The organism is Streptomyces sp. NPDC040589, assembly GCF_055594445.1.
This window is the reverse complement of the sequence record NZ_JBVIWP010000004.1, coordinates 853,896-880,356: the sequence shown is the minus strand read 5'-3', so window position 1 is coordinate 880,356 and position 26,461 is coordinate 853,896. Positions and strand designations below refer to the sequence as shown.

Below are 26,461 nucleotides of genomic sequence, written 5' to 3'. Positions count from 1 at the left end.
CAGGCGAGGACCCCAGGTCAGGGGAGAGATCCATGCCGTACACGAAGCGCCGCCGCCTCGTGAGAACCGCCGTCGCCGTCGCGCTCGGCGCCACCACACTCGCCGCCTGCGGGACGGAGTCGGCGGACAGCGAGACCGAGTCGGGCCCGGCGTCGCTGACGTACTGGACCTGGACGCCCGGCATGGACAAGGTCGTGGACCTGTGGAACAAGGGCCCGGGCAAGAAGGACCGGATCACCGTCACGGTGAAGAAGCAGGCATCCGGCGACACACTGGTCACCAAGATCCTCACCGCGCACAAGGCGGGCAAGGCGCCCGACCTGGTGCAGGCGGAGTACCAGGCGCTTCCCACCCTGGTCAGCAATGACGCGCTCGCGGACATAGCGAAGAACGTGGGCGACGCGAAGGGCAGCTTCGCCGACGGCGTCTGGCAGCAGACGACGCTGGGGACGGACGCGGTCTACGCGGTCCCGCAGGACATCGGGCCGATGATGTTCTACTACCGCGAGGACCTGTTCAAGGAGTACGGCCTGACGGTGCCGACGACCTGGGACGAGTTCGCCGAGACCGCCCGCAAGCTCAAGAAGGCGGCTCCCGACAAGGACCTGACCACCTTCTCCGCCAACGACTCCGGTCTCTTCGCGGGCCTCGCCCAGCAGGCGGGCGCCAAGTGGTGGACGACCTCCGGCGACCGGTGGAAGGTCTCCATCGACGACGCGGCGACGCAGAAGGTCGCGAAGTTCTGGGGCGGCCTGGTCGAGGAGGGCGCCGTCGACAACCAGCCGATGTACACGCCGTCCTGGAACAAGGCACTCAACACCGGCAAGCAGATCGCCTGGGTCAGCGCCGTGTGGGCTCCCGGCACTCTCACCACCGCGGCTCCCGACACCAAGGGCAAGTGGGCCATGGCCCCGCTCCCCCAGTGGTCCGCGAGCGAGACCCGCACCGGCAGCTGGGGCGGCTCCTCCACCGCCGTGACCACGGACTCCAAGCACCAGGCGGCCGCCGCGAAGTTCGCCGCCTGGCTGAACACCGACAGCGACGCCCTCAACGCGCTGGCGAAGGAGAGCGGCATCTACCCGGCCGCCAAGAACGCCCAGACCAGCGGCGCCTTCCTCAAGCCGCCGGCCTACTTCTCGAACCAGGCCGACTTCTACACCAAGGCCGCCGACATCGCGGAGACCACGGCACCGTCCGCCTGGGGCCCGAACGTGAACGTCGCCTACACCACGTTCAAGGACGCCTTCGGCGCCGCCGCGAAGAACAAGTCCGACTTCGGCGCGGCCCTCAAGAAGATGCAGGACGACACCGTCGCCGACATGAAGAAGCAGGGCTTCGGGGTCGCTCGGTGAAAAGCACGGCACGTCGGCAGTCGTACGGGGTCAAGGCCGCCCCGTACGCCTTCCTCTTCCCTGCGACACTCCTCTTCACCCTGTTCTTCGCCCTGCCCATCGGCTACGCGATCTGGCTCAGCCTCCACAAGGTGAAGGTCTCCGGCCTGGGCCTCGGCTCAGGGGCCCGCAAGGAGGTCTGGGCCGGTCTGGAGAACTACACCGACGCCCTCACCGACAGCGAGCTGCTGCACGGGACGCTGCGCGTGCTGGGCTACGGCTGCGTCGTCGTACCCGTCATGCTCGGCCTCGCCCTGCTGTTCGCGCTGATGCTCGACTCCGAGAAGGTGCGGCTGGCGCCCTTCACCCGGCTCGCGATCTTCCTGCCGTACGCCATCCCCGGCGTGGTGGCGGCGCTGCTGTGGGGCTTCCTGTACCTGCCGGACGTCAGCCCCTTCTACTTCGTGCTCGACAAGCTGGGCATGCCGCAGCCGGACCTGCTGGACGGCGGTCCGCTGTATCTCGCCCTCTCCAACATCGCGGTGTGGGGCGGTACCGGCTTCAACATGATCGTCATCTACACCTCGCTCCAGTCGATCCCGGCGGAGGTGTACGAGGCGGCGAAGCTGGACGGCGCGACCCCGTCGCAGATCGCGCTGCGGATCAAGATCCCGATGGTGGCGCCCTCGCTGGTGCTGACCTTCTTCTTCTCGATCATCGCCACGCTCCAGGTGTTCAACGAGCCGACCACCCTCAAGCCGCTCACCAACTCCGTGTCCACGACGTGGAGTCCGCTGATGAAGGTGTACCGGGACGCGTTCGGCGAGGGCGACATCTACAGCGCCGCCGCGCAGGCCGTGATCATCGCCTTCGCCACGCTCCTGCTGTCCTTCGGCTTCCTGCGAGCCGCGAACCGTCGTCAGAAGCAGGAGGCCACTCGATGAGTTCCCTTGCCGTCCCGAAGGCCGAGCCCGTGGCCGGCAGCACGCCCGGCACCGTCCAGGGCCGCCCGCCGCAGCGCCGCCGGATCGCCCTGATCCCGACGGTCACCCTGCTCCTGGGCGCGGTCTACTGCCTGCTGCCGGTGGCCTGGGTGGTCATCGCGGCCACCAAGTCCGGCCGTGAGCTGTTCTCCACGTTCACGTTCCTGCCGGGCTCGGGGTTCGCCGACAACCTCCGGGACCTGAGCGCCTACCGCGACGGCGTGTACTGGGCGTGGATGGGCAACTCCGCCCTGTACGCCGGGCTGGGTGCCCTGCTGTCGACATGCGTCTCGGCGTTCAGCGGCTACGCGCTGGCGACCTACCGCTTCCGGGGTCGCGAGGCGATCTTCAACGTGCTGCTCGCGGGTGTACTGATGCCGCCGGTGATCCTGGCCATCCCGCAGTACCTGCTGCTGGCGAAGGCCGATCTCACGGACTCGTTCCTGGGCGTCATGCTGCCGCAGATCCTCTCGCCGTACGGCGTCTATCTCGCGCGGATCTACGCCGCCGCCGCGGTGCCCGCCGACCTGGTCGAGGCCGGGCGGATGGACGGGGCGAGCGAGTGGAGGATCTTCACGCGGATCGCGCTGCCGATGATGATCCCCGGCATGGTGACGGTGTTCCTGTTCCAGTTCGTGGCGATCTGGAACAACTTCCTGCTGCCGTACATCATGCTCAGCGACGACGAGAAGTTCCCGATCACGCTCGGTCTGTTCACGTTGCTGGAGCAGGGGGCCAACACCCCGGCGCTGTACACGCTGGTGATCACGGGCGCGTTTCTCGCGGTGCTCCCGCTGGTCGCCCTCTTCCTGGTCATCCAGCGCTTCTGGAGTCTGGATCTGCTGTCCGGAGCCGTAAAGTCATGACCATGAACGCTGCGGGAGGCAGGCGCAGGCCGCCCACGATCCACGACGTGGCGCGCGAGGCGGGGGTCTCGCGCGGCACCGTCTCGCGGGTGCTCAACGGCGGCCACTACGTCAGCCCGGCCGCCCAGGAGGCGGTCAACGCGGCCATCCGCAGGACGGGTTACGTCGTCAACCGGCACGCCCGCTCCCTGATCACCGGGCGGTCCGACTCGATCGGCTTCCTGCTCACGGAGCCGCAGGAGCGGTTCTTCGAGGATCCCAACTTCAATGTCCTGCTGCGCGGCTGCACCCAGGCGCTCGCAGCGCACGACATCCCGCTGCTGCTGATGCTGGCGGGCACCGAGGACGAACGGCGGCGCATCACGAGGTACATCACCGCCGGGCATGTCGACGGGGTGCTGCTGGTCTCCAGTCACTCCGGGGATCCCGTCGCCGAGCAGCTGCGCGGGGCCGGGGTGCCGCTGGTGGCGTGCGGGAAGCCGATCGGGCTGGCCTCCAAGGTGAGCTACGTGGCCGCCGACGACCGCGACGGTGCGCGCGACATGGTGCGTCACCTGCTGTCGCTCGGGCGGCAGCGGGTAGGCATGGTGACCGGTCCGCTGGACACGCCGGGCGGTGTCGAGCGCCTCGCCGGCTACAAGGAGGTGCTCGCGGAGGCGGGCCTGGAGTTCGACGAACGGCTCGTCGTCTCCGGCGACTACAGCCGGGCCAGCGGCGAGGCGGGTGCCGAGCGGCTGCTGGCGCAGGCCCCGGAGACGGACGCGGTGTTCGTCGCCTCGGATCTGATGGCCCAGGGGGTGCTGGCGGCGCTGCAGCGGGCGGGGCGGCGGGTGCCGCAGGACGTCGCGGTCGGCGGCTTCGACGACTCGCCGGCGGCGCTGGGCGCCGTCCCTGAGCTGACGACCATCCGGCAGCCGTGGGACCGCATCAGCACCGAGATGGTGCGGGTGCTGCTCGCGCAGATCGGGGGCGAGGATCCGGCGGCGGTGATCCTGCCGACGGAGTTGGTGAAGCGGGAGTCGACATAGGCGCCGGCCCAGGTACCGACCCCTGAGAGGCGCGCCGAAGACGCCACTCCATGCACAGTCATTGAACCTCGGACCGGTGTACCGTTCGCTTATGGCAGCGAAAACGGCTGGTGCGCGGCTCGAGGAACGGTGGCGGGACATCCTGTCGGCGCACGCCCGCACGATGTGCGAGATCGACCGGGCACTGCATCCGCACGGCCTCGGCGCCTCCGATTTCGAGGTCCTGGACATGCTCGCGACCGCCGCGCCCGAGGAGGGCGAGCAGTGCCGGGTGCAGAATCTGGTCGGGCGGGTCCATCTGAGCCAGAGCGCGCTGTCGCGGCTGATCGCCCGGCTGGAGAAGGACGGTCTCGTGACGCGCACCGTGTGCGTGGAGGACCGGCGCGGCGTGTGGGTCTCTCTGACCTCCAGGGGCCGTGACCTGCACGCCGAGGTGCTGCCGCTGCAGCGGGCGGCGCTGGCCCGGACGCTGGGCGCGTGAGAGGCCCAGGCCCGGACCGGGCCGATCGCCCTACGGACGTGCCAGCAGGGTGCGGACTCCCTCCGAGGTGAGCGTCAGGCGGTGCTCCGAGCTGCCGTCGATGGTGAGCGACAGGTCGTCGGCCGGCCACTGCGCTGCGAGGGCGCCGAGCGGCACCATGCGGTAGCGGGAGACGAACGGCAGCAGTCCGGCCATCTCCACCTCGGAGGTGAACACGGGCACCACCGGTTCGCCGCCCGGCTGCTCCAGCACCGGCAGCGCCACCGCGGAGGGGTTGGCGGCGTCGGCATCGTTCGCGTCGTCGGGCACGGGGATGAGCACGTCGCTGTCGGCGAGCGCGTTCAGAGCCGCCGCGTCCTCGGTGTTCTCGGTGAGGACGTCCAGAGCCCGCTGGGCGGGCGTGGGCGTGGGGTTGTTTGCGGGTGTCTCCATGGCAGATTCCCTGGTAGCGGCGGTCTTGCGGCCCACCCGGGACATGATCCGCCCCGGGCGCGGTCCTGCTCGCGTACCCGATCGTGGACGGGGCAATCCTGGTGGATCACTGAGGTTCAGGGGATCAGTGAGCGGGCAGGCCCGAGGACCCGGCAGGGCAGACCGTGCTCACGCGCCCCACCACTCCGGTCCGCCTCCACCCGGTACACCCCTGCTCCCGGATCCCGGGTGACGGCCTCCGTCGGCACACCCTCTGTGAAGAGCACTCCGGCCCCGTCCTCCACCGCCCAGCCCGCCGGCAGCTGCCCCGCCGCCACGGCCGCACGGTACGAGGGGCGCCGGCCCGGTTCACTGTCGTAGTGCGGGCAGACGGAGCCGGGCAGCAGTCCCAGGCCGTCGGGGAGGTACGTCAGCGGCCCGAAGGAGTCGGTGTGCGAGCCCTCGGCCCAGCAGTTGGCGCCGGCGCTGATGCCGCACAGCAGCGTGCCGAGGTCGTAGGCCTCCCGCAGCAGCCGGTCCACACCGTGGGTGCGCCAGACCGCGAGGAGGTTGGCCGTGTTGCCGCCGCCCACGTACACGACGTCCTGGGCGAGCAGGAAGGAGCGCAGAGCGTCGTCGTCCAGCTCCCGGCGGAACAGGTGCAGGACGGAGGGTTCGCAGTCCGGGCGTGACCGGAACGCCGTGCTGAACTGTTCGACGTATGCCGGTGCGTCTCCGCTGGCGGTGGGCACGAAGCACACCTTGGGGCGGGACACGCGCGCCTGGGCGAGCACCCAGTCGTCCAGCAGACCGTCGTCGTCGGTGGAGAAGCCGCCGCCGAGGAGGGCGAGACGTTGTGGGGGTTCGACGGCCACGGCGGTGCCTTCCTGGACGGGTGTGTATGGGAAGACTGTCCGTGCGTCATCGGTTGAGAGGTCCGTCGGACAGACGCGGAGGCCAGGCCGTGGGACCACTGTGCAGAACGGCCAACACGCCCTGGGCGCGGGTGCCGTCCGGTAGTTGCCAGGAGCCGGTGATGACGTGGCCGGTCGCTCCCTGCGCGGGAGTCAACGGGCCGTCCGGGGCGGGCTGGAGGACCCGGTGCAGGTGGAGGATCGTGCCCTGGGGCGTGGTCAGTCGGGTGCTGTCCCGCGCGTCGGTGGCGGTGAAGTCCGTGGGGAGGGGCCCTTCGCCGGTGTAGGTGGCGGTGACCTCGCGGTCGGGGGCGTCGCTGAGGTTCTGGTCCTGGGCCTGCACTCGTCCCTCGATCAAGGCCGACAACTGGGCGAGCGTCACGGGGTCGTGGCAGCCGTCGTAGGCCCAGCGCTGCCCCAGCACGCCGTGCTCCATGGTGCCGACGAGAGCATGCTCCGCACCGTCGAGCGATTACGAGTGGATCTGACCTGCCGCTCGACACAGCCTGATGCACGCGTTCGCGCTCCGCGCCTGCACAGAGTTCAAGGAGCGAGAGGGCGCTCGCATTCTCGTCATCCGAAAACGTGGCGTCGCACAGCTGACGTGTTGCGCGTGACACCGCCATGCCCGTCTTCCTACCCGGCATCGGCAGGGTCGACAACGGTCAGGTTCGAGCCCGGCGTCAGCGCCCCGGAGGAAGCCGGCCAGTCCGGCCGCGTCCGTGAGGAGCGGCCGTAGCAGCATCTCCGTGGTGTCGGAAGATTTCAGACGGCGTGTCAGGACACCTGGGCCGTCCGCGTTCTCGGTCAGCGTGAGCATTATCGGGGCTGCGCTCACCCGCGCTGCCCGAGGGATGTTGACGCCTGTGATGTTACCGGTAACATCACCTCTGCTTCAGCCGTACGCGACTGTGTCCTCCGCCCACCCCACCCTGGTGGGCCGTCCTCCGGAGTCCGCGTGACCGACCAGCCGACCGCGCAGCTCGCCCGTCATCCCTCCGTCACCTCGTCCGCCCCGGTCTTCAGCGGGGCCGCCGTCGTGGCGTCCTGCGTCGGCTTCGTTCTCATCGGGGCGTTGCAGGCGCTGTACGGGCCCGCGATCCCGGCCTTCCGTGAGGATTTCGGGCTGTCGCCGTCCGCCGCGGGGCTGGGGCTGAGTGCTCACTTCGTCGGTGGTGTGGCCGGGGTGCTGCTGTTCGACCGGCTCTACGGCCGGGTCGGGAACCGCCACATCCTCGGCAGCTCCTATCTGCTGATGGCCGTCGGCGCGGCGGGCTTCGCGCTGGCGCCCGACTGGCCCACCGCCCTCGCGGCGGCCCTGCTCGCGGGGCTCGGTTTCGGTGGCATCGACTACGGCCTCAACCAGCTGTTCGCCGTGGGCTTCGGCCACCGTTCGACCGCGATGCTGAACATCCTCCACGCCCACTTCGGCATCGGCGCTATCCTCGGCCCCGCCCTGATCGGCGTGGTCGGCTCGGAGCACTACCCGGCCGTCTTTCTCTGCTTCGCCCTCGCCAATCTGCCCTTGCTGCTGTGCCTGAGGGGAGTCCGGAACGAGTCGCCCCTGCCGGGCGGGGCGGAGGACGGCGTCCGCGGACAGGTTCTGGGCCGCAGTCTCGGCTCCGTGCTCGCCGTCTTCGTCGCGCTCTACGTCCTGCACGTCGCCGTCGAGGCCGGTGTCGGCGGCTGGGAGCCCACGCATCTGGAGACCGTCGGCTACGGCGCGGGCGTCGCGGCCACCGCCACCTCGGTGTACTGGCTGATGATGACCATCGGGCGCTTTCTGGTCGCCCCGCTCGCGCTGCGGTTCTCCGCCCAGGCCATCATCACCGTCTCCTGCGCGGGCATGACGGTGTGTCTGCTGGCCGCGTCCGTGCCGGCGCTGGCTCCGTACGCGTACGCCGGTGTCGGTCTGTTCATCGCGCCGATCTTCCCCACCGGACTGCCCTGGCTGAACCGGGCCGCGCCGCGCGCCCGGCGGGCAGGTGCCGTGGTCATCGCGGCCTCCATGGTCGGCGGTGTCGCCGCGGGGCCGGCGCTGGGCAAGGCCATCGAGTGGTCCGGGATCCGCGCGGTGCCGCTTCTGCTGTGCGGTGTCTCGGCGCTGTGCCTGGCCGCCACCCTCTGGCTCATCCGCGCCACCCGCTCCCGCTGACTGCTCCTACCTCGAATACCTCGAAGGGAAGCCTCCGCATGCCCGCTCTGACGACGACGTCCGACGGATTCCTGCTGCACGGCGAGCCGTTCCGGATCCTCTCCGGCGCGCTGCACTACTTCCGTGTCCACCCCGACCTGTGGCCCGACCGGTTGCGCAAGGCCCGTCTGATGGGCCTCAACACGGTGGAGACGTACCTTCCGTGGAACCACCACCAGCCGGATCCCGACGGGCCCCTCGTGCTCGACGGCTTCCTCGACCTGCCCCGGTTTCTCCGGCTGGCCCAGGACGAGGGGCTGCGTGTGCTGCTGCGTCCCGGTCCGTTCATCTGCGCCGAGTGGGACGGAGGCGGCCTGCCCGACTGGCTGACCTCGGACCCGGACATCCGGCTGCGGAGCAGCGATCCGCGCTTCACCGGGGCGGTCGACCGCTACCTCGACCTTCTGCTGCCCGCGCTTCGCCCGCACATGGCCGCGGCGGGCGGTCCCGTCATCGCGGTGCAGGTGGAGAACGAGTACGGGGCCTACGGCGACGACAGCGCGTATCTGAAGCACCTGGCCGACGCGTTCCGTTCCCGGGGCGTCGAGGAACTGCTGTTCACCTGCGACCAGGCCGACCCCGAGCACCTGGCCGCGGGAACCCTGCCGGGCGTCCTGGCGGCCAGCACCTTCGGCAGCCGCGTCGAGCAGTGCCTCGCGCGCCTGCGCGAGCACCGGAGCGAAGGGCCCCTGTTCTGCGCGGAGTTCTGGATCGGCTGGTTCGACCACTGGGGCGGTCCGCACCATGTGCGGGACGCGGCCGACGCCGCCGCGGACCTGGACCGGCTGCTGTCCGCCGGGGCGTCCGTCAACATCTACATGTTCCACGGCGGCACCAACTTCGGCTTCACCAACGGCGCCAACCACAAGCACGCCTACACCCCGACCATCACGTCCTACGACTACGACGCCGCGCTCACCGAATGCGGCGACCCGGGGCCGAAGTACCACGCCTTCCGCGAGGTCATCGCCCGCCACGTCGGCGTTCCCGACGAGCCCGTCCCGGCGGCTGGACACAAACTTCCGCCCACCGATGTCGAGTTGGACGGCCGGGCACCTCTGCTTCCGCTGGCCGGCACGCTCGCCGCACCCGTGCACGCCGACGCCCCGGTGACCATGGACGAGCTCGGGCAGCGCACCGGCTACGCGCTCTACCGCACCACCTTTCCCGCTGCCGGTGACGGCCTGCTGCACTTCTCCGGCGGTGTCGGCGACCGCGCCCAGGTCTTCGTCGACGGCGCCCCGGTCGGTGTACTGGAGCGCGAACGCCACGACGAGACACTGCCCGTGCGCGTCCCACGCCCCGGCGCGACGCTGGACGTCCTCGTCGAGAACATGGGCGGCGTCAATTACGGGCCCCGTATCGGCGCGCCCAAGGGCCTGCTCGGGCCCGTCTCCTTCAACGACACGGCCCTTCGGGGCTGGGACTGCCGCCCGCTGCCGTTGGACGACGTGGACGGGCTGCCGTTCGTACCGGCCGACGGGTCCGCGGTCACCGTGCCGGCCTTCCATCGCGGCGCCTTCGAGGTGGACTCGCCCGCAGACGCCTTCCTCTCCCTGCCCGGCTGGACGAAGGGCCAGGCGTGGGTCAACGGCTTCCACCTGGGCCGTTACTGGAACCGGGGCCCGCAGCACACCCTGTACCTCCCCGCCCCGGTACTGCGGCCGGGCGCCAACGAGCTGGTCCTGCTGGAGCTGCACGGCACCACCGTCACCCGCGCCCAGCTCACCGACACCCCCGACCTCGGCCCGGAGAACACCTGGTGACCCCGCACCGACTGCGCGTTCCCACGCCCTCCGCTCCCCCGCTCACCGGCCATCTGCCCTTCGCGGACGCGCCGGGCGTGCCCGACCCGATCGGCGTGACCAGCCGCTGGCTCACCCGGAGCGGCCGTCCCTGGTTCCCGGTCTCCGGCGAGTTCCACTACTCCCGCTACCCGAACGGCGATTGGGAGGAGGAGCTGCTGAAGATGAAGGCGGGCGGGGTGACCGCCGTCGCCTCCTACGTGATCTGGATCCACCACGAGGAGATCGAGGGCCGGGTCCGCTTCGACGGCGACCGCGACCTCCGGCGCTTCGCCGGGCTGTGCGCCCGCCATGGCCTGGACTTCGTCCCGCGCATCGGCCCCTGGTCACACGCGGAGGTGCGTAACGGCGGCCTGCCCGACTGGCTGCTGGCCCGCGCCCGCACGCCGCGTACCGACGACCCGGCCTATCTGGAGCCCGTACGCACCTGGTTCAAGGCCGTCGCGGAACAACTGCGCGGCCTGGACCGGACGCACGGCGGCCCGATCGTCGCCATCCAGATCGAGAACGAGCTCTACGACCAGCCCGGCCACCTGCGCACGCTCAGGCGCCTCGCCCAGGAGGCCGGGCTGAGCGCACCGCTGTGGACGTCGACCGCCTGGGGCGGGGTGCGGCTCCCGGGCGAGGAGCTGCTTCCGCTGTACGGCGGCTATCCCGAGGCGTTCTGGACGGAGGCGGACGGCGGCTGGCCCGACACCTGCCGCAAGCACTTCTTCTTCACCCACGAGCGCGACGACGAGGGCATCGGCGCCGACCTGCGGCCCACGACCGTGCGCGGCGCCGGCCCGGTTCCGACAGACCGGTTTCCCTGGGCCACCTGCGAGTTGGGAGGGGGGATGGCGGTGGCCTATCACCGGCGGCCTCGGGTGGAGGCGGCCGACGTGGGCGCGCTCGGGCTGACCAAGATCGGCTGCGGTTCGGTGTGGCAGGGCTACTACATGTTCCACGGCGGTACGAACCCGCCGGGAGAGCTGCCCACCCTTCAGGAGTCGCACGCCACCGGTTACCCCAACGACCTGCCGGTCCTGAGCTACGACTTCCAGGCCCCGCTCGGCGAGTACGGCCAGGTGCGGCCCTCGTACCACGAGCTGCGGCTCCAGCACCTGCTGCTGGCCGCGTTCGGGCACCGGATCGCGCCCATGGAGTCCGTGCTGCCCGAGCGGCTGCCTACCGGGCAGCACGACCGTGACACCCTGCGCTGGGCCGTCCGCACCGACGGCACCTCGGGCTTCCTGTTCGTGACCAACCACCAGCCGCACGAGCCGCTGCCGGACCACCCGGACACGACGTTCACGGTCGATTTCCCGGACGCGCCTTCGCTGACGCTGCCGAGCGCTCCCGCCACCGTGCCCTCCGGCTCCTATTTCTGCTGGCCGCTGCGGCTGGACGTGGCCGGTGCTCGGCTGGAGTGGGCCTCCGCGCAGCCGGTGTGCACGGTCGAGGCGGACGGCCGTACGGTCCTGGTGCTGGCCGCGACCGACGGCATCACACCCGAACTCGCCCTGGACGCGGACACGGTGACATCCGTCGCCGTGCCGTCGGGGAACGGGGAGGCCACACCCGTCGACGGCCGGGTCCTGGTCACCGGTCTGCGGCCGGGCACCGACGCCCTGGTCGAGGTGGACGCGGCCGACGGCTCCCGCGTCGGTCTGCTGGTCCTGGACGCGGCGACGGCCCGTACCGCCTACCGGGGTGTCGCGTGGGGAGCCGAGCGGCTGATGCTCTGCGGGGACGGGGTGGTGTTCGACGGGGACGAGGTTCGGCTGCACAGCCCGGCCGCCGAGCCGTCGTTCGTGGTGCTGCCCGCGCCCGGTTCCGCCCTGGTGGTGGAGGGGGAACGGGTGCGTGAGGAGGCGGACGGCGTGTGCACGCGCTACACCGTCAAGGCCGGGGCCCTCGGCGACACCGCCGCGCACGTCACGCTGGTCAGGCCCGCCGGTCCGGCCCCGGAGACCGTGACCGGTGTGCGGGGCCGGGCGAGCGTGCCCGCCGCCACGTACATGGACACCGTGGCCGCCGAGTACCGGGTCGACGTACCGGAGGAACTGCTGCGGGCGCCCGCCGGTGTGCTGCTGCGGCTGCCCTGGACCGGTGATCTGGCACGGGCCTACGCGGGGGACGTCCTGGTCGCCGACCAGTTCTACTCGGGGCGGGTCTGGGACATCGGCCTGGACCGGCTGCCCGCCGGGGAGTTGCGTGCCCGGGGGCTGCGGCTGAAGGTGCTGCCGCTGGCGGCGGAGGCGCCGGTGCATGTGCCGGGGCAGGTGGGTGATGCCTGGCGGGCGGCCGGGGTGGGGCATGCCGAGTGGGTGGTCACGCGCGTGTGGGCGGTCCGGACCGGCTGAGGCCGTCACGGGCACCGCGCGGCCTATGCTGTGCTCCTGCCGGGCGGGTTCAGGACCGCCGTATCCGACGTCGAGGAATCACCCGCCATGACACCGAGCGCCACCGACGGCCCGGTTCCCAAAGGCCGCAGCAGGCGCAACTTCGCCGGGACGCGGCCGGTGATGGCCGACGTGGCCCGGCTGTCCGGCGTCTCCAAGCAGACCGTCTCCCGCGTGCTCAACGACCACCCGGCCGTCCGCCCCGAGACGCGTGAGGCGGTCCTGGCGGCCATGCGCACGCTCGGCTACCGGCCCAGCCGCAGCGCGCGGTCCCTGGCCAGCGGCAGGACCCGGATGCTCGGGGTGATCTCCTTCGACGCCGCACGGTACGGGCCCGCCTCCATCCTGACCGCGATCAACACGGCGGCCCAGGAGGCCGGTTACCTCGTCAGCTCCATCGCCCTGGACACGGCCGACCAGGGCACCGTCGTCGAGGCCGTGAACCGGCTGTCGGCCGAGGGCGCGGACGGCGTCATCGCGATCGCCCCGCAGCAGTGGGTGGGCCGGGCGCTGGCGGAGACCGACCTCGGCACTCCGCTGGTGGTGCTGGAGAGTGCCCTCGACGCCAGCACTCCCCTGGTCACGGGTGATTCCCGTACCGGCGCCCGCAAGGCCACGGAGCATCTCCTGGGCCTCGGGCACGCCACCGTCTGGCACATCGCGGGCCCGACCGGCTGGACCTCGGCCGATCACCGGCTGGCGAGCTGGCAGGAGACGCTCCAGGCGGCCGGTGCCGACGTCCCGGCACCCCTCGTCGGGGACTGGGGTGCCGACTCCGGTTACGAACTGGGCCGTCGGCTGGCCCGGCGCCCGGAGGTGACGGCCGTGTTCGCCTCCAACGACCAGATGGCGCTGGGCCTGCTGCACGCCCTGCACGAGTCCGGGCGGTCCGTCCCCGGGGAGGTCAGTGTCGTCGGCTACGACGACATCCCCGAGGCGGCGCATCTGCTGCCCCCGCTGACCACCGTCCGCACCGACTTCGCCGAGATCGGCACGCGTTCCCTGCGTCTTCTCCTGGACCGCATCGACGGCCCGGGCGAGCGGCCCCGCGTGGACACCCTCGTCCCCGTGGACCTCGTCGTGCGCGCGAGCAGCGGTCCGCCGCCGGTGGGCTGACGGGCTCAGGCACTCCCCTCGGCGGCGGCCTTCTGCCAGGCCGACTCCCTCAGCAGCCGCAGGCCGTTCAGTCCGACGAGGACCGTGGAGCCCTCGTGGCCCGCGACCCCCAGGGGCAGCGGCAGATCGCCTGCCAGGTCCCAGACGACGAGGCCGGCGATGAACACCCCGGCGATGACGAGGTTCTGGACGACCAGCGCGCGGGCGCGGCGGGAGAGGGCGACGGTGGCGGGGACGGCGGCGAGTTCGTCGCGCACGATCACGGCGTCGGCGGTCTCCAGGGCGAGGTCGGAGCCAGCCCGGCCCATGGCGACCCCGGTGTGGGCGGCGGCCAGGGCGGGTGCGTCGTTGACGCCGTCCCCGACGACCAGCACCTTGCGGCCCGCGCTCTCCATCTCCTGGACGGCGGCCAGCTTGTCCTGCGGCAGCAGCCCGGCACGCACGTCGTCGATACCGGCCTCGGCGGCGAGGTGCGCTGCGGCCCGGGGGTTGTCGCCGGTGAGGAGCGCCGGGGCCGTGCCGGTGAGCGTGGCGAGGGCGGCGACCGTGGCGGCGGCGTCCGGGCGCGGCCGGTCGGCGATGCCGAGCAGTCCGGCGGGGGCGCCGTCGACGACGACCAGGACGGCGGTGCGGCCGGACTCCTCCAGTTCCGCGACCCTTTCGAGGGCGTCGTCCGTCAGCCGGGCCGGGGCACCCACCGCGACCGCGTGGCCGTCGACGACGGCGGTCACTCCCACGCCCGGTGCGGAGGTGAAGTCCTCCGCGTCGGGCAGGTCTAGGCCGCGCTCGCGGGCCGCTTCGACGACCGCCCGGGCCAGCGGATGCTCGCTGGGCCGCTCGGCGGCTGCCGCCAGGGTCAGCAACTCGCCCTCGTCCAAGCCGGATTCCGGCAGCGGCCGGACCTCGGTGACGCGCGGGCTGCCTTCGGTCAGTGTGCCGGTCTTGTCCAGCGCGACCGCGTCCACCTGGCCGATCCGCTCCATCACCACGGCCGACTTCACCAGCACACCGTGCCGCCCGGCGTTGGCGATGGCCGACAGCAGGGGCGGCATGGTGGCCAGCACGACCGCGCACGGCGAGGCCACGATCATGAACGTCATGGCCCGCAGCAGCGCGTCGGTGAGCGGCTCGCCGAAGGCGAGCGGCACCAGGAAGACGGCCAGGGTCGCGGCCACCATGCCCAGCGAATAGCGCTGTTCGACCTTCTCGATGAACAGCTGCGTGGGCGCCTTGGTCTCGGACGCCTCCTGCACCATCCGGACGATCCGGGCGATCACCGAGTCGGACGCGTCGCGCTCGACCCTGATCCGCAGTGCGCCGGTGCCGTTGAGGGTGCCCGCGAAGACCTCGTCGCCCGGCTCCTTCGGCACGGGGAGCGGCTCGCCGGTGATGGTCGCCTGGTCCACCTCGCTCGCCCCGTCCAGCACCCGGCCGTCGGCGCCGACGCGCTCTCCGGGGCGGACCAGGACGGTGTCCCCGACCGTCAGCTCCTCGACGGGGACGACCTGCTCAGCGCCGTCGGGAGAGAGCCGGGTGGCCGTGGCGGGGGCCAGGTCGAGCAGGCCGCGGACGGAGTCGGCGGTGCGGGCGGTGGCCAGCGCCTCCAGCGCGCCGGAGGTGGCGAAGATGACGATGAGCAGGGCGCCGTCCATGACCTGCCCGATCGCGGCCGCGCCCAGTGCGGCGACCACCATCAGCAGGTCGACGTCGAGGGTGCGGTCCTTGAGTGCCTTCAGCCCCTCCCAGCCCGGCTCCCAGCCGCCCGTGGCGTACGACGCCGCGTACAGCGGGCCCCAGGTCCAGGCGGGGGCGCCGGTCAGCTGGAGCGGCAGCGCGAGCAGGAAGAAGGCGGTGGCCGCCGCGGCCCAGCGCGCCTCGGGGAGCGCGAGGACACGGGTGCGCCGCCGCGGCACGGTCCCGGCGTGTGCGGGCTCCGCTTCCTGGACCGGCCGCGGCGTGAGGGTGGAAGTCAACAGGGGTCCTTCTGGCAGGGGCGCGTAGGCCCCTCACCATACAGGAACACATGAAGACTCCTTCATGCCTTCATGTACCCGGCCGCAGCCCGGAACGGGCGTCAGCGCAGCTTGTCCTTGGCCTTGTAGTAGGCGCCGCCGAACGGCAGGAACCAGGCGGTGCCGTTGTAGAAGGGCACCGGGACCTTCGGGAAGCCGAGGCCGCGCAGCGGGTTGGCCTCCGGGCGTCCGTCCATCATCTCGGCGATCGCGCGGCCCATGGAGGTGGCCATCTGGACCCCGTGGCCGCAGTACCCCATCGAGTAGTACAGGCCGTCGGTCTCGCCCGCGTGCGGGAGACGGTCCCAGGAGAAGCCGACCATGCCGCCCCACACGTAGTCGATCCGCACCCCGGCGAGCTGCGGGAAGATCTCGGTCATCTCCCGCTTCAGGATGTCGCCGCTCTTGACGTCGGAGGCCGGGTTGGAGGGGGCGAAGCGGGCCCGGCCGCCGAAGGCGAGGCGGTTGTCCGGGGTGAGGCGGATGTAGTGGCCGATGTTCTTGGAGTCGACCACCAGACGGCCGTTCGGGATCAGTGACTTGGCGCCCTCCTCGCCGAGCGGCTCGGTGACGATGATGAAGCTGCCGACATTGATGAGCCGCTTGCGGAACCACGGCATCGCCTTGTCGGTGTACGCGTCGGTCGCGGCCATCACCTGCTTGGCCCGGATGGTGCCGTGGAGCGTCTCGACCACGAAGCCGCCGCCGGGCAGGCGGGTGAGGCCGGTGGCGGCGTTGCGTTCGTGGATCTCCGCGCCGGCCCGTTCGGCTGCCTCGGCGAGTCCGTGGACGTACTTGCCGACGTGCAGGGCGGCGCTGAGCGGGTCGAGCAGGGCGCCGTGGTAGTAGTCCGAGTTCAGTTCCGACTTCAGCTCGGCGCGGCTCAGGAGCCGGGTCTCGTGGCCGAAGTTGTCGGCCAGGTCGCGCTGGGTGGCCCGCATCGACTCGAAGTGCTGCGGCTTGGCCGCGACTCCGAGACGGCCGGCCCGGTGGAAGTCGCAGTCGATCTTCTCGGTCCGTGTGATCTCCTCGACCACGTCGACCGCCTCGCGGAAGGAGTCGTAGAGCTCGCGGGCGCGCTCCTGGCCGTAGCGCTTGCGTGCCTCGCCGACGCCGATGGTGAGGCCCTGGGTGCACATGCTGCCGTTGCGGCCGGAGGCGCCCGAGCCGACCTTGTCCTTCTCGACGAGGACGACCCGGGCCCCCTTGCGGGCGGCGTGGTAGGCGGTGGACAGGCCGGTGAGGCCGCCGCCGACGACCACCACGTCCGCCTCGTCGGGCAGGTCCTTTCCGGAACGGTCGGGCAGGGCGGGGGCGGTGTCGAGCCAGTAGGGAATCTGCTTCATGGCGTGCGTCCTCACATCCGTCCGTCGGGTCAGCAGCCGAGCAGCTTCGGCAGGCCCGTCATGTCGGGCAGCTCGTCGTAAGGCTGGTAGTCGGCGCTGCCGGGGCGGCCGAAGCGGTTGATCCATACCCGGCGCTTCAGGCCGAGGTCGCGGGTCGGGATGTGGTCGTACTCCCAGCCCTGGGCGGTGTGGATGACCTGGGAGGGCTCGACGCCCATGGTCTTGAAGGCGTGCTCGAAGGTCTGCCGGTCCGGCTTGTAGGCGCCGGCCTGCTGGGCGGTGATGACGTGGTCGAACTCGACGCCGATGTTCTCGACGTTACGCGCGATCAGGTTGTCGTCGGTGTTGGAGATGATGGCGATCTCGTACCCGGTCTTCAGGGCGCGCAGGGCGTCCGGGACCTCCGGGAACGGGCCGAAGGTGGGGACGGCCTCCACGAGGGCGTCGCCGTCGGAGGTGCGGTACTCCAGGCCGTGCAGCCGCATGGCGTTGCGCAGGCTGGAGTGCAGGACCTCGTGGTAGGGGCGGTAGGCCTCCAGGACGGCCTGGAAGCGCATGACGCGGAAGTCGTCGAGGAACTCGTCGACGTCCAGGTTGTCCAGGTCCAGCCGGTCCTGAAGGACCTTCAGGGTGGTGGGGCCGAGCTGGAAGTCGACCAGGGTGCCGTAGGCGTCGAAGGTGACGATCTCTCGCATGGTGTTCAGCCTCGTTTCGCGGGTTCGGTAAGTGGGGGCGGGCGTCAGACGACGCGTTCGCCGGGCGTGACGATCGCGTCGAGTGCGGCCAGGTCGGCGGGGTCCGGGATCCAGTCGGCCGCCGCCGCGTTGGCGGTGACCTGCGCGGGGGTCATGGCACCGCAGATGACCGAGCCGACCCCGGGCAGTGCGGCCAGTGCGCCCACGGCGACCTGAAGCAGGGTCAGGCCGCGCTCGGTGCCGTACGCGGTGAGCGCCTCGACGCGGTCGAGGGCCGCGTCGGTGAGCCAGCCCTGCCGCCAGGACAGCCGGCTGCCGGGCGGGGGCTCCTCGCCGCGCCGGTACTTGCCGCTGAGCAGGCCGTTGGCCAGCGGGTAGTACGGCAGCAGCCCCAGGCCGTGGCGCAGACAGGCGGGGATGAGGTCGGCCTCCGCGCTCCGGTCGAGCAGGTGGTAGCGGGCCTGCGTCGACACGAACGCGTCGGTGAGCTCCTCGGCCGGGAGGCTGGAGCAGCCGAGGTACCGGATCTTGCCCTCGTCCACGAGTTCGCGCAGGGCGGCGACGGTCTCCTCCAGCGGGGTGAGGCCGTCGGGCTCGTGGTACTGGTACAGGTCGATCCGGTCGGTTCCGAGCCGGCGCAGGGAGGACTCGACGGCGTACCGGATGTAGGGGCGGGCGCCGCGTCTGCCGTACAGGTCGGCGTCGGGGCCCATCTCCATGCCGAACTTGGTGGCGAGGACGACGTCGTCGCGGCGGCCCTTGAGGGCGGCGCCGAGGAGGCGTTCGCCGTCGCCGCGTTCCCCGCCCCGCTCGCCGAACCCGCCGTACATGTCGGCGGTGTCGAACAGGGTGATCCCGGCGTCGAGGGCGGCGTGGACGACCGCGTTCGTGCCCTCCTCGTCGAGGCGGGAGCCGAAGTTGTTGCCGCCGACGCCCACCGCCGAGACGACCGGGCCCTGCTCACCGAGCGTGCGATACCTCATGACCGGTCCCCGAATCCGATGCAGACGTTCTTCGTCTGGGTGTAGCTCGCCAGCGCCTCCAGGCCCTTCTCCCGGCCCCAGCCGCTGTGCTTGTAGCCGCCGAAGGGCAGCTCGACGCCGCTGCCGGCGCTGGTGACGTTGACGTAGACCTGGCCGGCCCGGATTCCCTCGGCCAGGCGCATCGCCTGGTCGAGGTCGCGGCTCCAGACGTAGGAGGACAGTCCGTACGGGCTGTCGTTGGCGATCCGGAGGGCCTCGTCGGCGTCGTCGAAGTCGATGACGGTGACGACGGGGCCGAAGATCTCCTCGCGGGCGCACCGGGCCTGGTTGGTCAGGCCGGTGAGGACCGTCGGCGCGATGTAGTAGCCGTCGGCGAGCTCCGGGGCGGAGGGGGCGCCGCCGCCGATCCGGGCCACGGCGCCTTCCTGCCGGGCCAGGTCCAGGTAGCCCAGGACGCGGTCGCGCTGCCGGGCGGCGACCAGCGGGCCGATGTCCGGGTCCGTGAGGCCGGGGCCGACGCGCAGGGCGGCGATCCTCTCGACCAGCCGGTCCAGGAACTCCTCGGCGCCGCGCTGGAGCAGCAGCCGGGTGCCGGCCGAGCACATCTGGCCGGCGTTGCTGAACGACCAGCCGAGGATCGCGCTCAGCGCCAGGTCGAAGTCGGCGTCGGCGAAGACGATGAACGGCGACTTGCCGCCCAGTTCGGTGACGGAGGGCACCACGTTGGCGGCGGCGGCCTGGGCGACCTTGATGCCGGTCGGGACCGAGCCGGTGAAGGTGACCTGGTCGATGCCGGGGTGCCCGGCGAGGGCCGCGCCGGTCTCGGCATCGCCGGGTACGACGTTCAGCACGCCCGGCGGCAGCCCGCACTCCAGCGCGATGCGGCCGACCTCCAGCGGGGTGAGCGGCGCCTCCGGGGAGGGCTTGAGCACCACCGTGCAGCCTGCCGCGAGGGCCGGGGCGGAACCGCGGGCGGTGTTCTGGAGGGGGTAGTTGAACGGGATGATCTGGCCGGAGACGCCGATGGGTTCACGGACGGTGTAGTCGATCAGGCCGGGCCCGAGGGGGATCGTGGAGCCGCCGAGCTTGTCGGCGATGCCAGCGTAGAACTCGAAGTAGCGGGCGGCGGACTCGACGTCTGCCCTGGCCTGGCGAAGGGGCTTGCCGACGTCCTGGCACTCCAGGCGCGCCAGCCGCTCGCCCTCGCCCCGGATCGCGTTCGCGATGCGGTTCAGCAGCCTGCCCCGGTCGGCGGCCCGCATCCGGGCCCACTCCGGTGCGGTGAAGGCCGCGCGGGCCGCCGCCACGGCCTGGTCCACGTCCGCCGGTCCGGCCAGCGCCACCTGGGTGAGGGCCGTGCCGTCCGCCGGGTCGAGGACGGTGAAGGCGCGCCCGTCGGCGGCGGGGATCCGCTTGCCGTCGACCAGCAGCAACTGGGGATCGCCGCTCATGGCTTGATCTCTCCCTGCACCTCGCCGAAGATGACGACCTCGTCGCCGGGCCGGACGGTGCGGATCCGGCGCACCCAGAGCACGATGCCGTCCTGCGGGGCGCGGACCTCCTCCAGCGTGTTGCCGTAGTGGTCGACGATGTGGGCGATCAGGTCGCCTTCCTTGCACGTCTCGCCCGGTGCGGCGTGGCCGAGGAAGAAGCCGCCGGCGGCGGAGCGGGCGAAGGTGCCGGAGACGGCGATGTAGTCGTCCCGCAGGTCGGCCCCGCCCTCGGTCATGTTCAGCTGCCGCATGATGTTGAGGACCGAGTCGATGTGCAGTTGGACGTTCTCCTCGCGGTAGGTGCCGCCGCCCGCCTCGATGGTGATGGCCGGCTTGCCCGCCGCGAGGGTGGGGTGGCGGACCGTGCCGCCCCATTTGCCGCCCTTCCAGATCAGCCGGTGCCCGGCGGCCAGGCCGATGCCGGTGGCCAGGTCCTCGTAGCCGCCCTGGACGATGGTCAGCGGGGCGATCTCGCCGAAGGTGCCGCCGGTGTGCAGGTCGACCAGGGCGTCGATGGCCGGGACGACCTGCTCGACGAAGGTGGCGGCCAGGCGCAGCGAGTAGGAGCCGTCCGCGTCGCCCGGGAAGATGCGGTTGAGGTTGAGGTGGTCGAGGCCGCTGGTGCGGGCCGCCGCCTCGAAGGCGGGGGTGTTCATGCAGGGGATGCCGACGAGGGTGCCGCGCAGGCCCACCGGGTCGATCTCGGCGAGGACGCGGCGGATGGCCTCCTGGCCGTCGTACTCGTCGCCGTGCACACCGGCGTCCACGCACAGGACCGGGCCGTCCTCGGTTCCGTTGACGACGATCAGCGGGATGCCGAGTTCCACGCCGTAGGTGCTGGTGCCGACGGGGATCAGACCCTGGGCGCGCTCGCCGGGGGCGACGGTCAGGGGGCCGATGGAGTACATGTGGTTCCTTTCCAGAACATGTGTCAGATCCAGAACATGGGTCAGAGGCGGGCGGAGGCCTCGTCGAGGGTGGCCGCGATGATGTCGGCGATACGGTCCAGGAGTTCGCGGTCGCTGATCAGCGGGGGCGCGATCTGGACCAGCGGGGCGGCGCGGTTGTAGACGCGGGCGAGCAGCCCGGCCTCGCGCAGCCGGCGCGGGATCAGGTCGGCGACCAGTGCGGTGCGGGCGGTGTCGCTGAAGCCGCCGTCGTCGAGGTCGCCGGTGAGTTCGACGGCGTAGAAGTAGCCGGCGCCGCGGACGTCTCCGACGATCGGCAGGTCCGCGAGTCGCGCCATGCGCCGGGCCAGGTGGTCCTGGTGGCCGCGGACGTTGTCCAGGATCCGGTCCCGCTCCATGATCTCCAGGCTGCGCAGGGCGATGGCCGCGCTGAGCGGGTGGCCGGCGAAGGTGTAGCCGTGGTTGAGGACCGCGCCGGGCCGGTTGATGACCTCGACGACGCGGTTGCTGACGAGCGTCGCTCCCATGGGGGCGTAGCCGGCGGTGATGCCCTTGGCGACGGTGACGATGTCGGGGCGGGCCCCGTACAGGTCGCCGCCGAACCACTCCCCCAGCCGTCCGAAGGCCGTGATGACCTCGTCGGCGACGAGCAGGAAGCCGTACCGGTCGGCCAGGGCGCGCAGGCCCGGCCAGTAGCCCTCGGGCGGGGTGATGCAGCCGCCGCGGTTCTGCACCGGCTCGGCGATCAGCATGGCGATGGTGTCCGGGCCCTCGGCCAGGATCGCGGCCTCCAGCTCGGCGAGGAGACGGGAGGTGAACGTCTCGTCGTCCGTGCACTCGGGGGCCTCGGGGGCGAGGCCGAAGCGGTTGGTGTTGGACACGAACCGGGTCTCGATCGCGCCCGGCCCGTACGGTTCCCGCAGCCCGGGGTCGTCGGTGAGCGACAGGGCGCCGAGGGTCAGGCCGTGGTAGGCGCCCCGGCGGGCGATGGCCTTGGTGCGGCCGGCTTCGCCGCGCAGGGCGTGGTAGCGGCGGGCGATCTTCCAGGCGGTCTCGACGGCTTCGGCGCCGCCGCCGGAGAAGAAGGTGTGCTCGACGTCGACGGGGGCGATGCGCGCGAGGCGCTCGGACAGGTCGATGGCCGTGGGGTGCGCGGAGGAGGACCACAGGGGGCTGAAGCACAGCTCGCGCAGCTGGCGGTCGGCGGCCTCGGCGAACTCGGGGGCGTAGGAGTAGCCGAGCTGGCAGCAGTACAGGCCGGAGAGGCCGTCGATGTAGCGCTTGCCGTCGGCGTCGTCGACGTACGGGCCCTCGCCGCGCCGGACGACGAAGAGGTTCTCGCCGGAGCGGCCGAGCGAGCCGTTGGGGGTCATGTTGAGGAGCAGGTGTCTGGCCGCGGTGGCGGAGAGGTCGCCGGCCGGGGCCTGGGTGCTGACGGTCATCGGGTCTCACTTCCGGCGGGGAGGCTCACGGCGGATTCCGTGGGCAGCAGGCCCGCCTGCTTGCCCGGGCCGCCCAGTCGGCGCACGGCGGCGACGAGGGCGAGGGCGACGACGGCGACCGCGATGAGGATCGCGCTGATGGCGGTCACCGACGGATCGACGTTGTACTGGAGGACGTTGAACACCTGGACGGGCAGCGTCACGGTGTCCACGGAGGACAGGAACTGCGAGATGAAGAACTCGTCGAAGCTGGTGATGAAGGAGAAGATCGCGGCGGCGATCATGCCCGGCGCGGCGAGCGGGAAGGTGATGCGCCGCCAGACGGTCAGCCGGCTCGCGCCCATGCTGGCCGCCGCGTCCTCCAGGCGTTCGTCGATGCCCTTCAGCGTGGCCATGAGGATCATCACCGCGATGGGCGAGGCCAGCACGGTGTGGCCGAAGGCGATGGCGATCGGACTGCCGAGCATCGCGGCCGGTTCGAAGAGCAGGAACAGGCCGAGGGCGATGACGACCTGGGGGATCACCAGCGGGGCGAGGACCAGGCCGTAGACCGCGGAGCGCAGGGGCAGGTCGCTGCGGACCAGTGCCGTGGCCGCCGTGATGCCGAGGACGAGGGAGAAGACGGTGGTCAGGGAGGCGACCAGGACGCTCAGCGAGAGCGCGGCCGGCCACTTGCTGCCGTCGGCGAACAACTGCTCGTACCAGCTGAGCGTCCAGGCCTCCGGCGGGAAGGAGCCGAAGGCGTCCTTGCCGAAGGAGGTGACGACGATGACGATGATCGGCATGGCCAGGAACAGCAGGATCAGTGTGGACAGGACGGCCAGGGTGATGCGTCCGGCCAGGGTGGCACGCAGCTCGATCATGACGCCGTCCCCCGGTTCCGGTAGGCCTCGCCCGCGGACTTCAGCAGCCGCAGCAGGATCAGCCCGGCGAAGGTGAGGAGCAGCAGGATGATGCCGAGCGCCGAGGCGCCGTTCCACTGGTTCTGCTTCATGACCTGCTCGTCGATGAGCGAGGCGACCATGGTCTGCTTCTCGCCGCCCATCAGGGCGGGCGTGAGGTAGTAGCCGAGGCAGAGGATGAAGCACAGGACGCCGGCGTTGACCAGTCCGGGTGCCACCAGGGGCACGTAGACGCGGCGGAAGATGGTGATCTTTCCGGCGCCCATGCTGGCCGCGGCGGCCAGGAGGCGGCGGTCGATGCCCTTCATGACCGCGTACAGCAGCAGCACGGTGTACGGCAGCATCACGGCGGTGGTGCCGATGACGACGCCGATCTCGTTGTAGAGAAGCTGGAACGGGGCGCCGGGGAAGTGCGTGTCGGTCAGGGCGTTGTTCACCACGCCGTTGTCACCGAGCAGGATGATCCAGCCGTAGGTGCGCACCAGGGCACTGATGAAGTGCGGGACGACCACCACGAGCATCGCGAGGCCCGCCCACAGGGGCTTGAGTCGGCAGATCGCGGAAGCCAGCACGAAACCGACGACCAGGCTGATCAGTGAGGTCTCGGCGGAGATCCGCAGGGTGGTGAGCAGGATCTCCAGGTTGGCACCGCGGAAGGCGTCGGCGTACCAGTGGAGGGTGAAGCCGCCGGCCTGGTCCTTGAGGCTCAGCATCAGGGTGCTGAAGATCGGATAGACGAAGAGGATCAGCAGGTAGAGGACGACGGGCGCGGCGTTGAGCAGTCCGAAGCGGGTACGGCGGTCGGACAGCACGCGGGCCGGTCGTTTCTTGCGGGGCACCGGGGCCGCGGGGCGGGATGCGGGAGCGAGTACGGCCACGGTCCTCACCCCCCGCTTTCCGTGTCGGGGAAGACGCTGACGTTCGCGGGGTCCGCGGTGAGGCCGACGCGCTCGCCGAATGAGGGGGCGCGTCCGGCGGGCAGTTCGAGCCGTACGAGTTCGGTGTCGGCGCCGCCCATGGGACGGACGGTGACGCGTACGAGCGTCCCGACATAGGTGACCGTCTCGACGGTCCCGGTACAGAACCCCTGGTCGGGCGGGCACAGGACGAGCCGGCCGGGCTGGACCGCCGCGCACACCCGCGCTCCGTCCGGGACGGCCTGCGGACGGGCCGTGATCAGGCCGCCCGAGTCGAGCCGGACGGTGGTGAACTCCCCCGTCTGCGCCTCCAGGTGGCCCGGGAGGAAGTTGGCGGCGCCGAGGAAGTCGGCGACGAACGGGGTGCGCGGACGTTCGAAGAGCTCCTGCGGGGTGTCGAACTGGTCGATCCGCCCGTCCCGCATGACCGCGATGCGGTCGGAGAGGACCAGGGCCTCTTCCTGATCGTGCGTCACATAGATGACGGTCAGGCCGAGTTCCTGCTGGATGCGCTTGATCTCGGTCTGGAGCTGGTCGCGCAGCTTCTTGTCGAGGGCGCCCAGCGGTTCGTCCATCAGGATGACCGGGGGCCGGTAGACCAGGGCCCGGCACAGCGCGACGCGCTGTTGCTGGCCGCCGGAGAGTTCACGTGGCCGGCGGCGGGCCATGGCCGACAGGCCGGCCATCTCCAGGGTCTCGCCGACCCGGCGGCGCTGGTCCGCCTTGGACACACCGCGCAGGGTCAGCGGGAAGGCGACGTTGTCCCACACCGTCATGTGCGGGAAGAGCAGGTACTGCTGGAAGACGAAGCCCAGTCCGCGTTTCTGCGGGGCGAGGCGGGTGACGTCACGGCCGCCGACGACGATGCTGCCGGAGTCGGGCTCGCAGAACCCGGCGATCATCATCAGGGTGGTGGTCTTGCCGGAGCCGGACGCTCCGAGGAAGGTGACGAACTCCCCCGCCGCGATCTCCATGGAGACCTCGTCGACGGCGGTGACGCCACCGTAGGTCTTGCGAAGTCGCGTGACAGACAGGGGTTTTCCGGTGCCGGCCGGCATCGAGGGGGCGGCGATCGAGGGTTCGGGCATCACGTTCAGGTCAGGCATGCGTCCACTCCTGCCAGCGCTTGGACACGGCGTCCTGGTTCTTGATCCACCACTCGACGTCCAGGTCGAAACCGCTCTTCAGGTGCTCGGGCGAGCTGCCCAGGTTGGCGGCCGTGGCGGGCTTGAGCTTCTTGTAGGCGGCGGGCACCGAGGGGGCCATGGGGTAGATCTCGGCGTAGGCGGCCTGCACCTCGGGGCGCAGCGAGTAGTCGATGAGCCGGTAGGCGGCGTCGAGGTTGGCGGCTCCCTTGGGGATGCCGAGCCCGTTGCTCTGGCGGCGGGCGCCGTTCCACTGGTAGGCGAGCGGTGCGCCGCCCTTGATCAGGGCGTCCAGGCGGCCGTGCCAGACGCTGGAGGCGTCGACCTCCTTGCGGCCCAGCAGCACGCCGGGCAGGGCACCGGTGTCCCAGAACTTCCGGACGTGGGGCTTGATCTCGCCGAGGACCTTGAAGGCACGGTCGACGTCGAGGGGGTAGAGCTTGTCGAGGGGCACGCCGTCGGCGAGGAGGGCGAACTCCAGCTCGGGCAGGTCGGCGTCCAGGGCCTGGAGGGCGCGGTTGCCGGGGAACGCCTTGGTGTCCCAGAAGTCGGCCCAGGAGGAGGGCTTGCTCTTGCCGAAGGCGTCCGTGCGGTACGCCATCACACTGGCCCAGTAGTTCTTGCCGACGGCGTTGGACGTGACGAGGTTCTTCGCGACACCGGCCTTCTTGAAGTTCTTCAGCCGGTCGTAGTCAAGGGCCTCGGTGGCGCCCTCCTGCTGGAAGAGCACGAAGTCGGCCATCGAGTCGTCGATGACGTCGAACTCGGGGCGGCCCTGCTTGATCTGGGCGAGCATCTGGGCGTACTCGATGTTCACCACCTTGACCTGGATGCCGGTCTCCTTGGTGAACGGCTCGTAGATCGCCTGCTGGTTGGCGTCGCCGTAGGAACCGCCGCTGTTGCGGACGACGAGCGTCTTGGAGCTCTTGCCGCCGCTGCCGACGGAACGGCTGGTGCCGGTGCCGCAGGCGCTGAGCGTGCCGGCGGCGGCGATGCCTGCGGCAACCGAGCCGACGCCGCGCAGGAACACTCTGCGGTCGATCCGGGTGTCCTTCACGGGGGCCTCCTGGAGGTGCTGTTCGGAAAGGGGGAGCGTGGGGGTGAG

22 protein-coding genes and 1 pseudogene are annotated in these 26,461 nt (G+C 71.3%); 9 read left to right on the top strand and 14 right to left on the bottom strand.

Annotated elements, in window-relative coordinates; genetic code table 11:
* Positions 1-32 precede the first annotated feature (32 nt).
* The 5 genes from ACZ58V_RS21825 (at position 33) to ACZ58V_RS21805 (ending at position 4,689) form a co-directional block, all read left to right on the top strand.
* Positions 33-1,352, top strand: coding sequence for an ABC transporter substrate-binding protein (locus ACZ58V_RS21825; RefSeq protein WP_468196505.1), 1,320 nt, complete (start codon positions 33-35; stop codon positions 1,350-1,352).
* The gene (locus tag ACZ58V_RS21820) at positions 1,349-2,275 is read left to right on the top strand and encodes a carbohydrate ABC transporter permease (RefSeq protein WP_468196503.1); all 927 of its coding nucleotides are present in this window, start codon (positions 1,349-1,351) and stop codon (positions 2,273-2,275) included. Before ACZ58V_RS21825 ends, ACZ58V_RS21820 begins: the two co-directional genes overlap by 4 nt.
* Positions 2,272-3,180 carry a carbohydrate ABC transporter permease gene (locus ACZ58V_RS21815; protein WP_471291518.1) on the top strand — a complete coding sequence of 303 codons (909 nt, stop codon included), beginning with the start codon at positions 2,272-2,274 and terminating at the stop codon, positions 3,178-3,180. Before ACZ58V_RS21820 ends, ACZ58V_RS21815 begins: the two co-directional genes overlap by 4 nt.
* Entirely contained in the window at positions 3,177-4,208 is a 1,032-nt protein-coding gene (locus ACZ58V_RS21810; RefSeq protein WP_468196498.1) for a LacI family DNA-binding transcriptional regulator, read from the top strand. Before ACZ58V_RS21815 ends, ACZ58V_RS21810 begins: the two co-directional genes overlap by 4 nt.
* Positions 4,209-4,299: 91 nt before the next feature.
* A complete protein-coding gene (locus tag ACZ58V_RS21805) occupies positions 4,300-4,689 on the top strand; it encodes a MarR family winged helix-turn-helix transcriptional regulator (protein WP_468196496.1) in 390 nt (129 codons plus the stop codon).
* Between the two features lie 30 nt (positions 4,690-4,719).
* Here the strand turns inward: ACZ58V_RS21805 and ACZ58V_RS21800 are convergent, their stop codons facing one another.
* The 3 genes and pseudogenes from ACZ58V_RS21800 to ACZ58V_RS21790 form a co-directional block, all read right to left on the bottom strand.
* Positions 4,720-5,121, bottom strand: a complete 402-nt coding sequence (locus ACZ58V_RS21800) for an SseB family protein (RefSeq protein WP_468196494.1) — start codon at positions 5,119-5,121, stop codon at positions 4,720-4,722.
* Positions 5,122-5,237: 116 nt separating this feature from the next.
* Positions 5,238-5,975: a Type 1 glutamine amidotransferase-like domain-containing protein gene (locus ACZ58V_RS21795; protein WP_471291516.1), complete on the bottom strand. Its 738-nt coding sequence runs from the start codon at positions 5,973-5,975 to the stop codon at positions 5,238-5,240.
* 46 nt (positions 5,976-6,021) lie between these two features.
* Positions 6,022-6,483: pseudogene (locus ACZ58V_RS21790) on the bottom strand (maltokinase N-terminal cap-like domain-containing protein); the annotation flags it as partial.
* A 489-nt stretch (positions 6,484-6,972) separates the two neighbouring features.
* Here ACZ58V_RS21790 and ACZ58V_RS21785 point away from each other — a divergent pair.
* The 4 genes from ACZ58V_RS21785 (at position 6,973) to ACZ58V_RS21770 (ending at position 13,513) form a co-directional block, all read left to right on the top strand.
* A complete protein-coding gene (locus tag ACZ58V_RS21785) occupies positions 6,973-8,169 on the top strand; it encodes an MFS transporter (protein WP_471291514.1) in 1,197 nt (398 codons plus the stop codon).
* Positions 8,170-8,207: 38 nt separating this feature from the next.
* Positions 8,208-9,974 carry a glycoside hydrolase family 35 protein gene (locus ACZ58V_RS21780; protein WP_471291512.1) on the top strand — a complete coding sequence of 589 codons (1,767 nt, stop codon included), beginning with the start codon at positions 8,208-8,210 and terminating at the stop codon, positions 9,972-9,974.
* On the top strand, positions 9,968-12,358 hold the full coding sequence (locus tag ACZ58V_RS21775) for a beta-galactosidase (RefSeq protein WP_471291759.1): 2,391 nt from the start codon (positions 9,968-9,970) through the stop codon (positions 12,356-12,358). Before ACZ58V_RS21780 ends, ACZ58V_RS21775 begins: the two co-directional genes overlap by 7 nt.
* Before the next feature lie 87 nt (positions 12,359-12,445).
* Positions 12,446-13,513 (top strand): LacI family DNA-binding transcriptional regulator, encoded by a 1,068-nt coding sequence (locus ACZ58V_RS21770; RefSeq protein WP_471291510.1) that lies wholly within the window; start codon positions 12,446-12,448, stop codon positions 13,511-13,513.
* A 5-nt stretch (positions 13,514-13,518) separates the two neighbouring features.
* On the opposite strand, the gene ACZ58V_RS21765 is transcribed toward ACZ58V_RS21770, so the two are convergent.
* The 11 genes from ACZ58V_RS21765 to ACZ58V_RS21715 all read right to left on the bottom strand — a co-directional run bounded on the left by ACZ58V_RS21765 (position 13,519) and on the right by ACZ58V_RS21715 (position 26,413).
* Positions 13,519-15,486 (bottom strand): heavy metal translocating P-type ATPase, encoded by a 1,968-nt coding sequence (locus tag ACZ58V_RS21765; RefSeq protein ID WP_471291508.1) that lies wholly within the window; start codon positions 15,484-15,486, stop codon positions 13,519-13,521.
* Between the two features lie 101 nt (positions 15,487-15,587).
* Complete coding sequence (locus ACZ58V_RS21760) at positions 15,588-16,871, bottom strand: NAD(P)/FAD-dependent oxidoreductase (protein ID WP_471291506.1); 1,284 nt, start codon at positions 16,869-16,871, stop codon at positions 15,588-15,590.
* 29 nt (positions 16,872-16,900) lie between these two features.
* Complete coding sequence (locus tag ACZ58V_RS21755; protein ID WP_471291504.1) at positions 16,901-17,566, bottom strand: haloacid dehalogenase type II; 666 nt, start codon at positions 17,564-17,566, stop codon at positions 16,901-16,903.
* Between the two features lie 44 nt (positions 17,567-17,610).
* A complete protein-coding gene (locus ACZ58V_RS21750; RefSeq protein WP_471291502.1) occupies positions 17,611-18,549 on the bottom strand; it encodes an aldo/keto reductase in 939 nt (312 codons plus the stop codon).
* The gene (locus ACZ58V_RS21745) at positions 18,546-20,000 is read right to left on the bottom strand and encodes an aldehyde dehydrogenase family protein (RefSeq protein ID WP_471291500.1); all 1,455 of its coding nucleotides are present in this window, start codon (positions 19,998-20,000) and stop codon (positions 18,546-18,548) included. The genes ACZ58V_RS21750 and ACZ58V_RS21745 overlap by 4 nt, the downstream gene beginning before the upstream one ends.
* Positions 19,997-20,950: a succinylglutamate desuccinylase/aspartoacylase family protein gene (locus ACZ58V_RS21740; protein ID WP_468196472.1), complete on the bottom strand. Its 954-nt coding sequence runs from the start codon at positions 20,948-20,950 to the stop codon at positions 19,997-19,999. Before ACZ58V_RS21740 ends, ACZ58V_RS21745 begins: the two co-directional genes overlap by 4 nt.
* Positions 20,951-20,991: 41 nt before the next feature.
* On the bottom strand, positions 20,992-22,392 hold the full coding sequence (locus tag ACZ58V_RS21735; protein ID WP_468196470.1) for an aminotransferase class III-fold pyridoxal phosphate-dependent enzyme: 1,401 nt from the start codon (positions 22,390-22,392) through the stop codon (positions 20,992-20,994).
* The gene (locus ACZ58V_RS21730; protein ID WP_468196469.1) at positions 22,389-23,255 is read right to left on the bottom strand and encodes an ABC transporter permease; all 867 of its coding nucleotides are present in this window, start codon (positions 23,253-23,255) and stop codon (positions 22,389-22,391) included. Before ACZ58V_RS21730 ends, ACZ58V_RS21735 begins: the two co-directional genes overlap by 4 nt.
* Positions 23,252-24,172: an ABC transporter permease gene (locus ACZ58V_RS21725; RefSeq protein WP_468196466.1), complete on the bottom strand. Its 921-nt coding sequence runs from the start codon at positions 24,170-24,172 to the stop codon at positions 23,252-23,254. Before ACZ58V_RS21725 ends, ACZ58V_RS21730 begins: the two co-directional genes overlap by 4 nt.
* Before the next feature lie 5 nt (positions 24,173-24,177).
* Positions 24,178-25,317: an ABC transporter ATP-binding protein gene (locus ACZ58V_RS21720; protein ID WP_468196463.1), complete on the bottom strand. Its 1,140-nt coding sequence runs from the start codon at positions 25,315-25,317 to the stop codon at positions 24,178-24,180.
* A complete protein-coding gene (locus ACZ58V_RS21715; RefSeq protein ID WP_468196461.1) occupies positions 25,310-26,413 on the bottom strand; it encodes an ABC transporter substrate-binding protein in 1,104 nt (367 codons plus the stop codon). The genes ACZ58V_RS21720 and ACZ58V_RS21715 overlap by 8 nt, the downstream gene beginning before the upstream one ends.
* Positions 26,414-26,461: the final 48 nt, after the last annotated feature.

Coding starts and splice junctions, on each gene's coding strand:
- ACZ58V_RS21825 (WP_468196505.1), top strand. CDS start 33: ATGCCGTACACGAAGCGCCGCCGCCTCGTGAGAACCGCCGTCGCCGTC.
- ACZ58V_RS21815 (WP_471291518.1), top strand. CDS start 2,272: ATGAGTTCCCTTGCCGTCCCGAAGGCCGAGCCCGTGGCCGGCAGCACG.
- ACZ58V_RS21810 (WP_468196498.1), top strand. CDS start 3,177: ATGACCATGAACGCTGCGGGAGGCAGGCGCAGGCCGCCCACGATCCAC.
- ACZ58V_RS21805 (WP_468196496.1), top strand. CDS start 4,300: ATGGCAGCGAAAACGGCTGGTGCGCGGCTCGAGGAACGGTGGCGGGAC.
- ACZ58V_RS21800 (WP_468196494.1), bottom strand. CDS start 5,121: ATGGAGACACCCGCAAACAACCCCACGCCCACGCCCGCCCAGCGGGCT.
- ACZ58V_RS21780 (WP_471291512.1), top strand. CDS start 8,208: ATGCCCGCTCTGACGACGACGTCCGACGGATTCCTGCTGCACGGCGAG.
- ACZ58V_RS21770 (WP_471291510.1), top strand. CDS start 12,446: ATGACACCGAGCGCCACCGACGGCCCGGTTCCCAAAGGCCGCAGCAGG.
- ACZ58V_RS21760 (WP_471291506.1), bottom strand. CDS start 16,871: ATGAAGCAGATTCCCTACTGGCTCGACACCGCCCCCGCCCTGCCCGAC.
- ACZ58V_RS21755 (WP_471291504.1), bottom strand. CDS start 17,566: ATGCGAGAGATCGTCACCTTCGACGCCTACGGCACCCTGGTCGACTTC.
- ACZ58V_RS21750 (WP_471291502.1), bottom strand. CDS start 18,549: ATGAGGTATCGCACGCTCGGTGAGCAGGGCCCGGTCGTCTCGGCGGTG.
- ACZ58V_RS21745 (WP_471291500.1), bottom strand. CDS start 20,000: ATGAGCGGCGATCCCCAGTTGCTGCTGGTCGACGGCAAGCGGATCCCC.
- ACZ58V_RS21740 (WP_468196472.1), bottom strand. CDS start 20,950: ATGTACTCCATCGGCCCCCTGACCGTCGCCCCCGGCGAGCGCGCCCAG.
- ACZ58V_RS21735 (WP_468196470.1), bottom strand. CDS start 22,392: ATGACCGTCAGCACCCAGGCCCCGGCCGGCGACCTCTCCGCCACCGCG.
- ACZ58V_RS21730 (WP_468196469.1), bottom strand. CDS start 23,255: ATGATCGAGCTGCGTGCCACCCTGGCCGGACGCATCACCCTGGCCGTC.
- ACZ58V_RS21720 (WP_468196463.1), bottom strand. CDS start 25,317: ATGCCTGACCTGAACGTGATGCCCGAACCCTCGATCGCCGCCCCCTCG.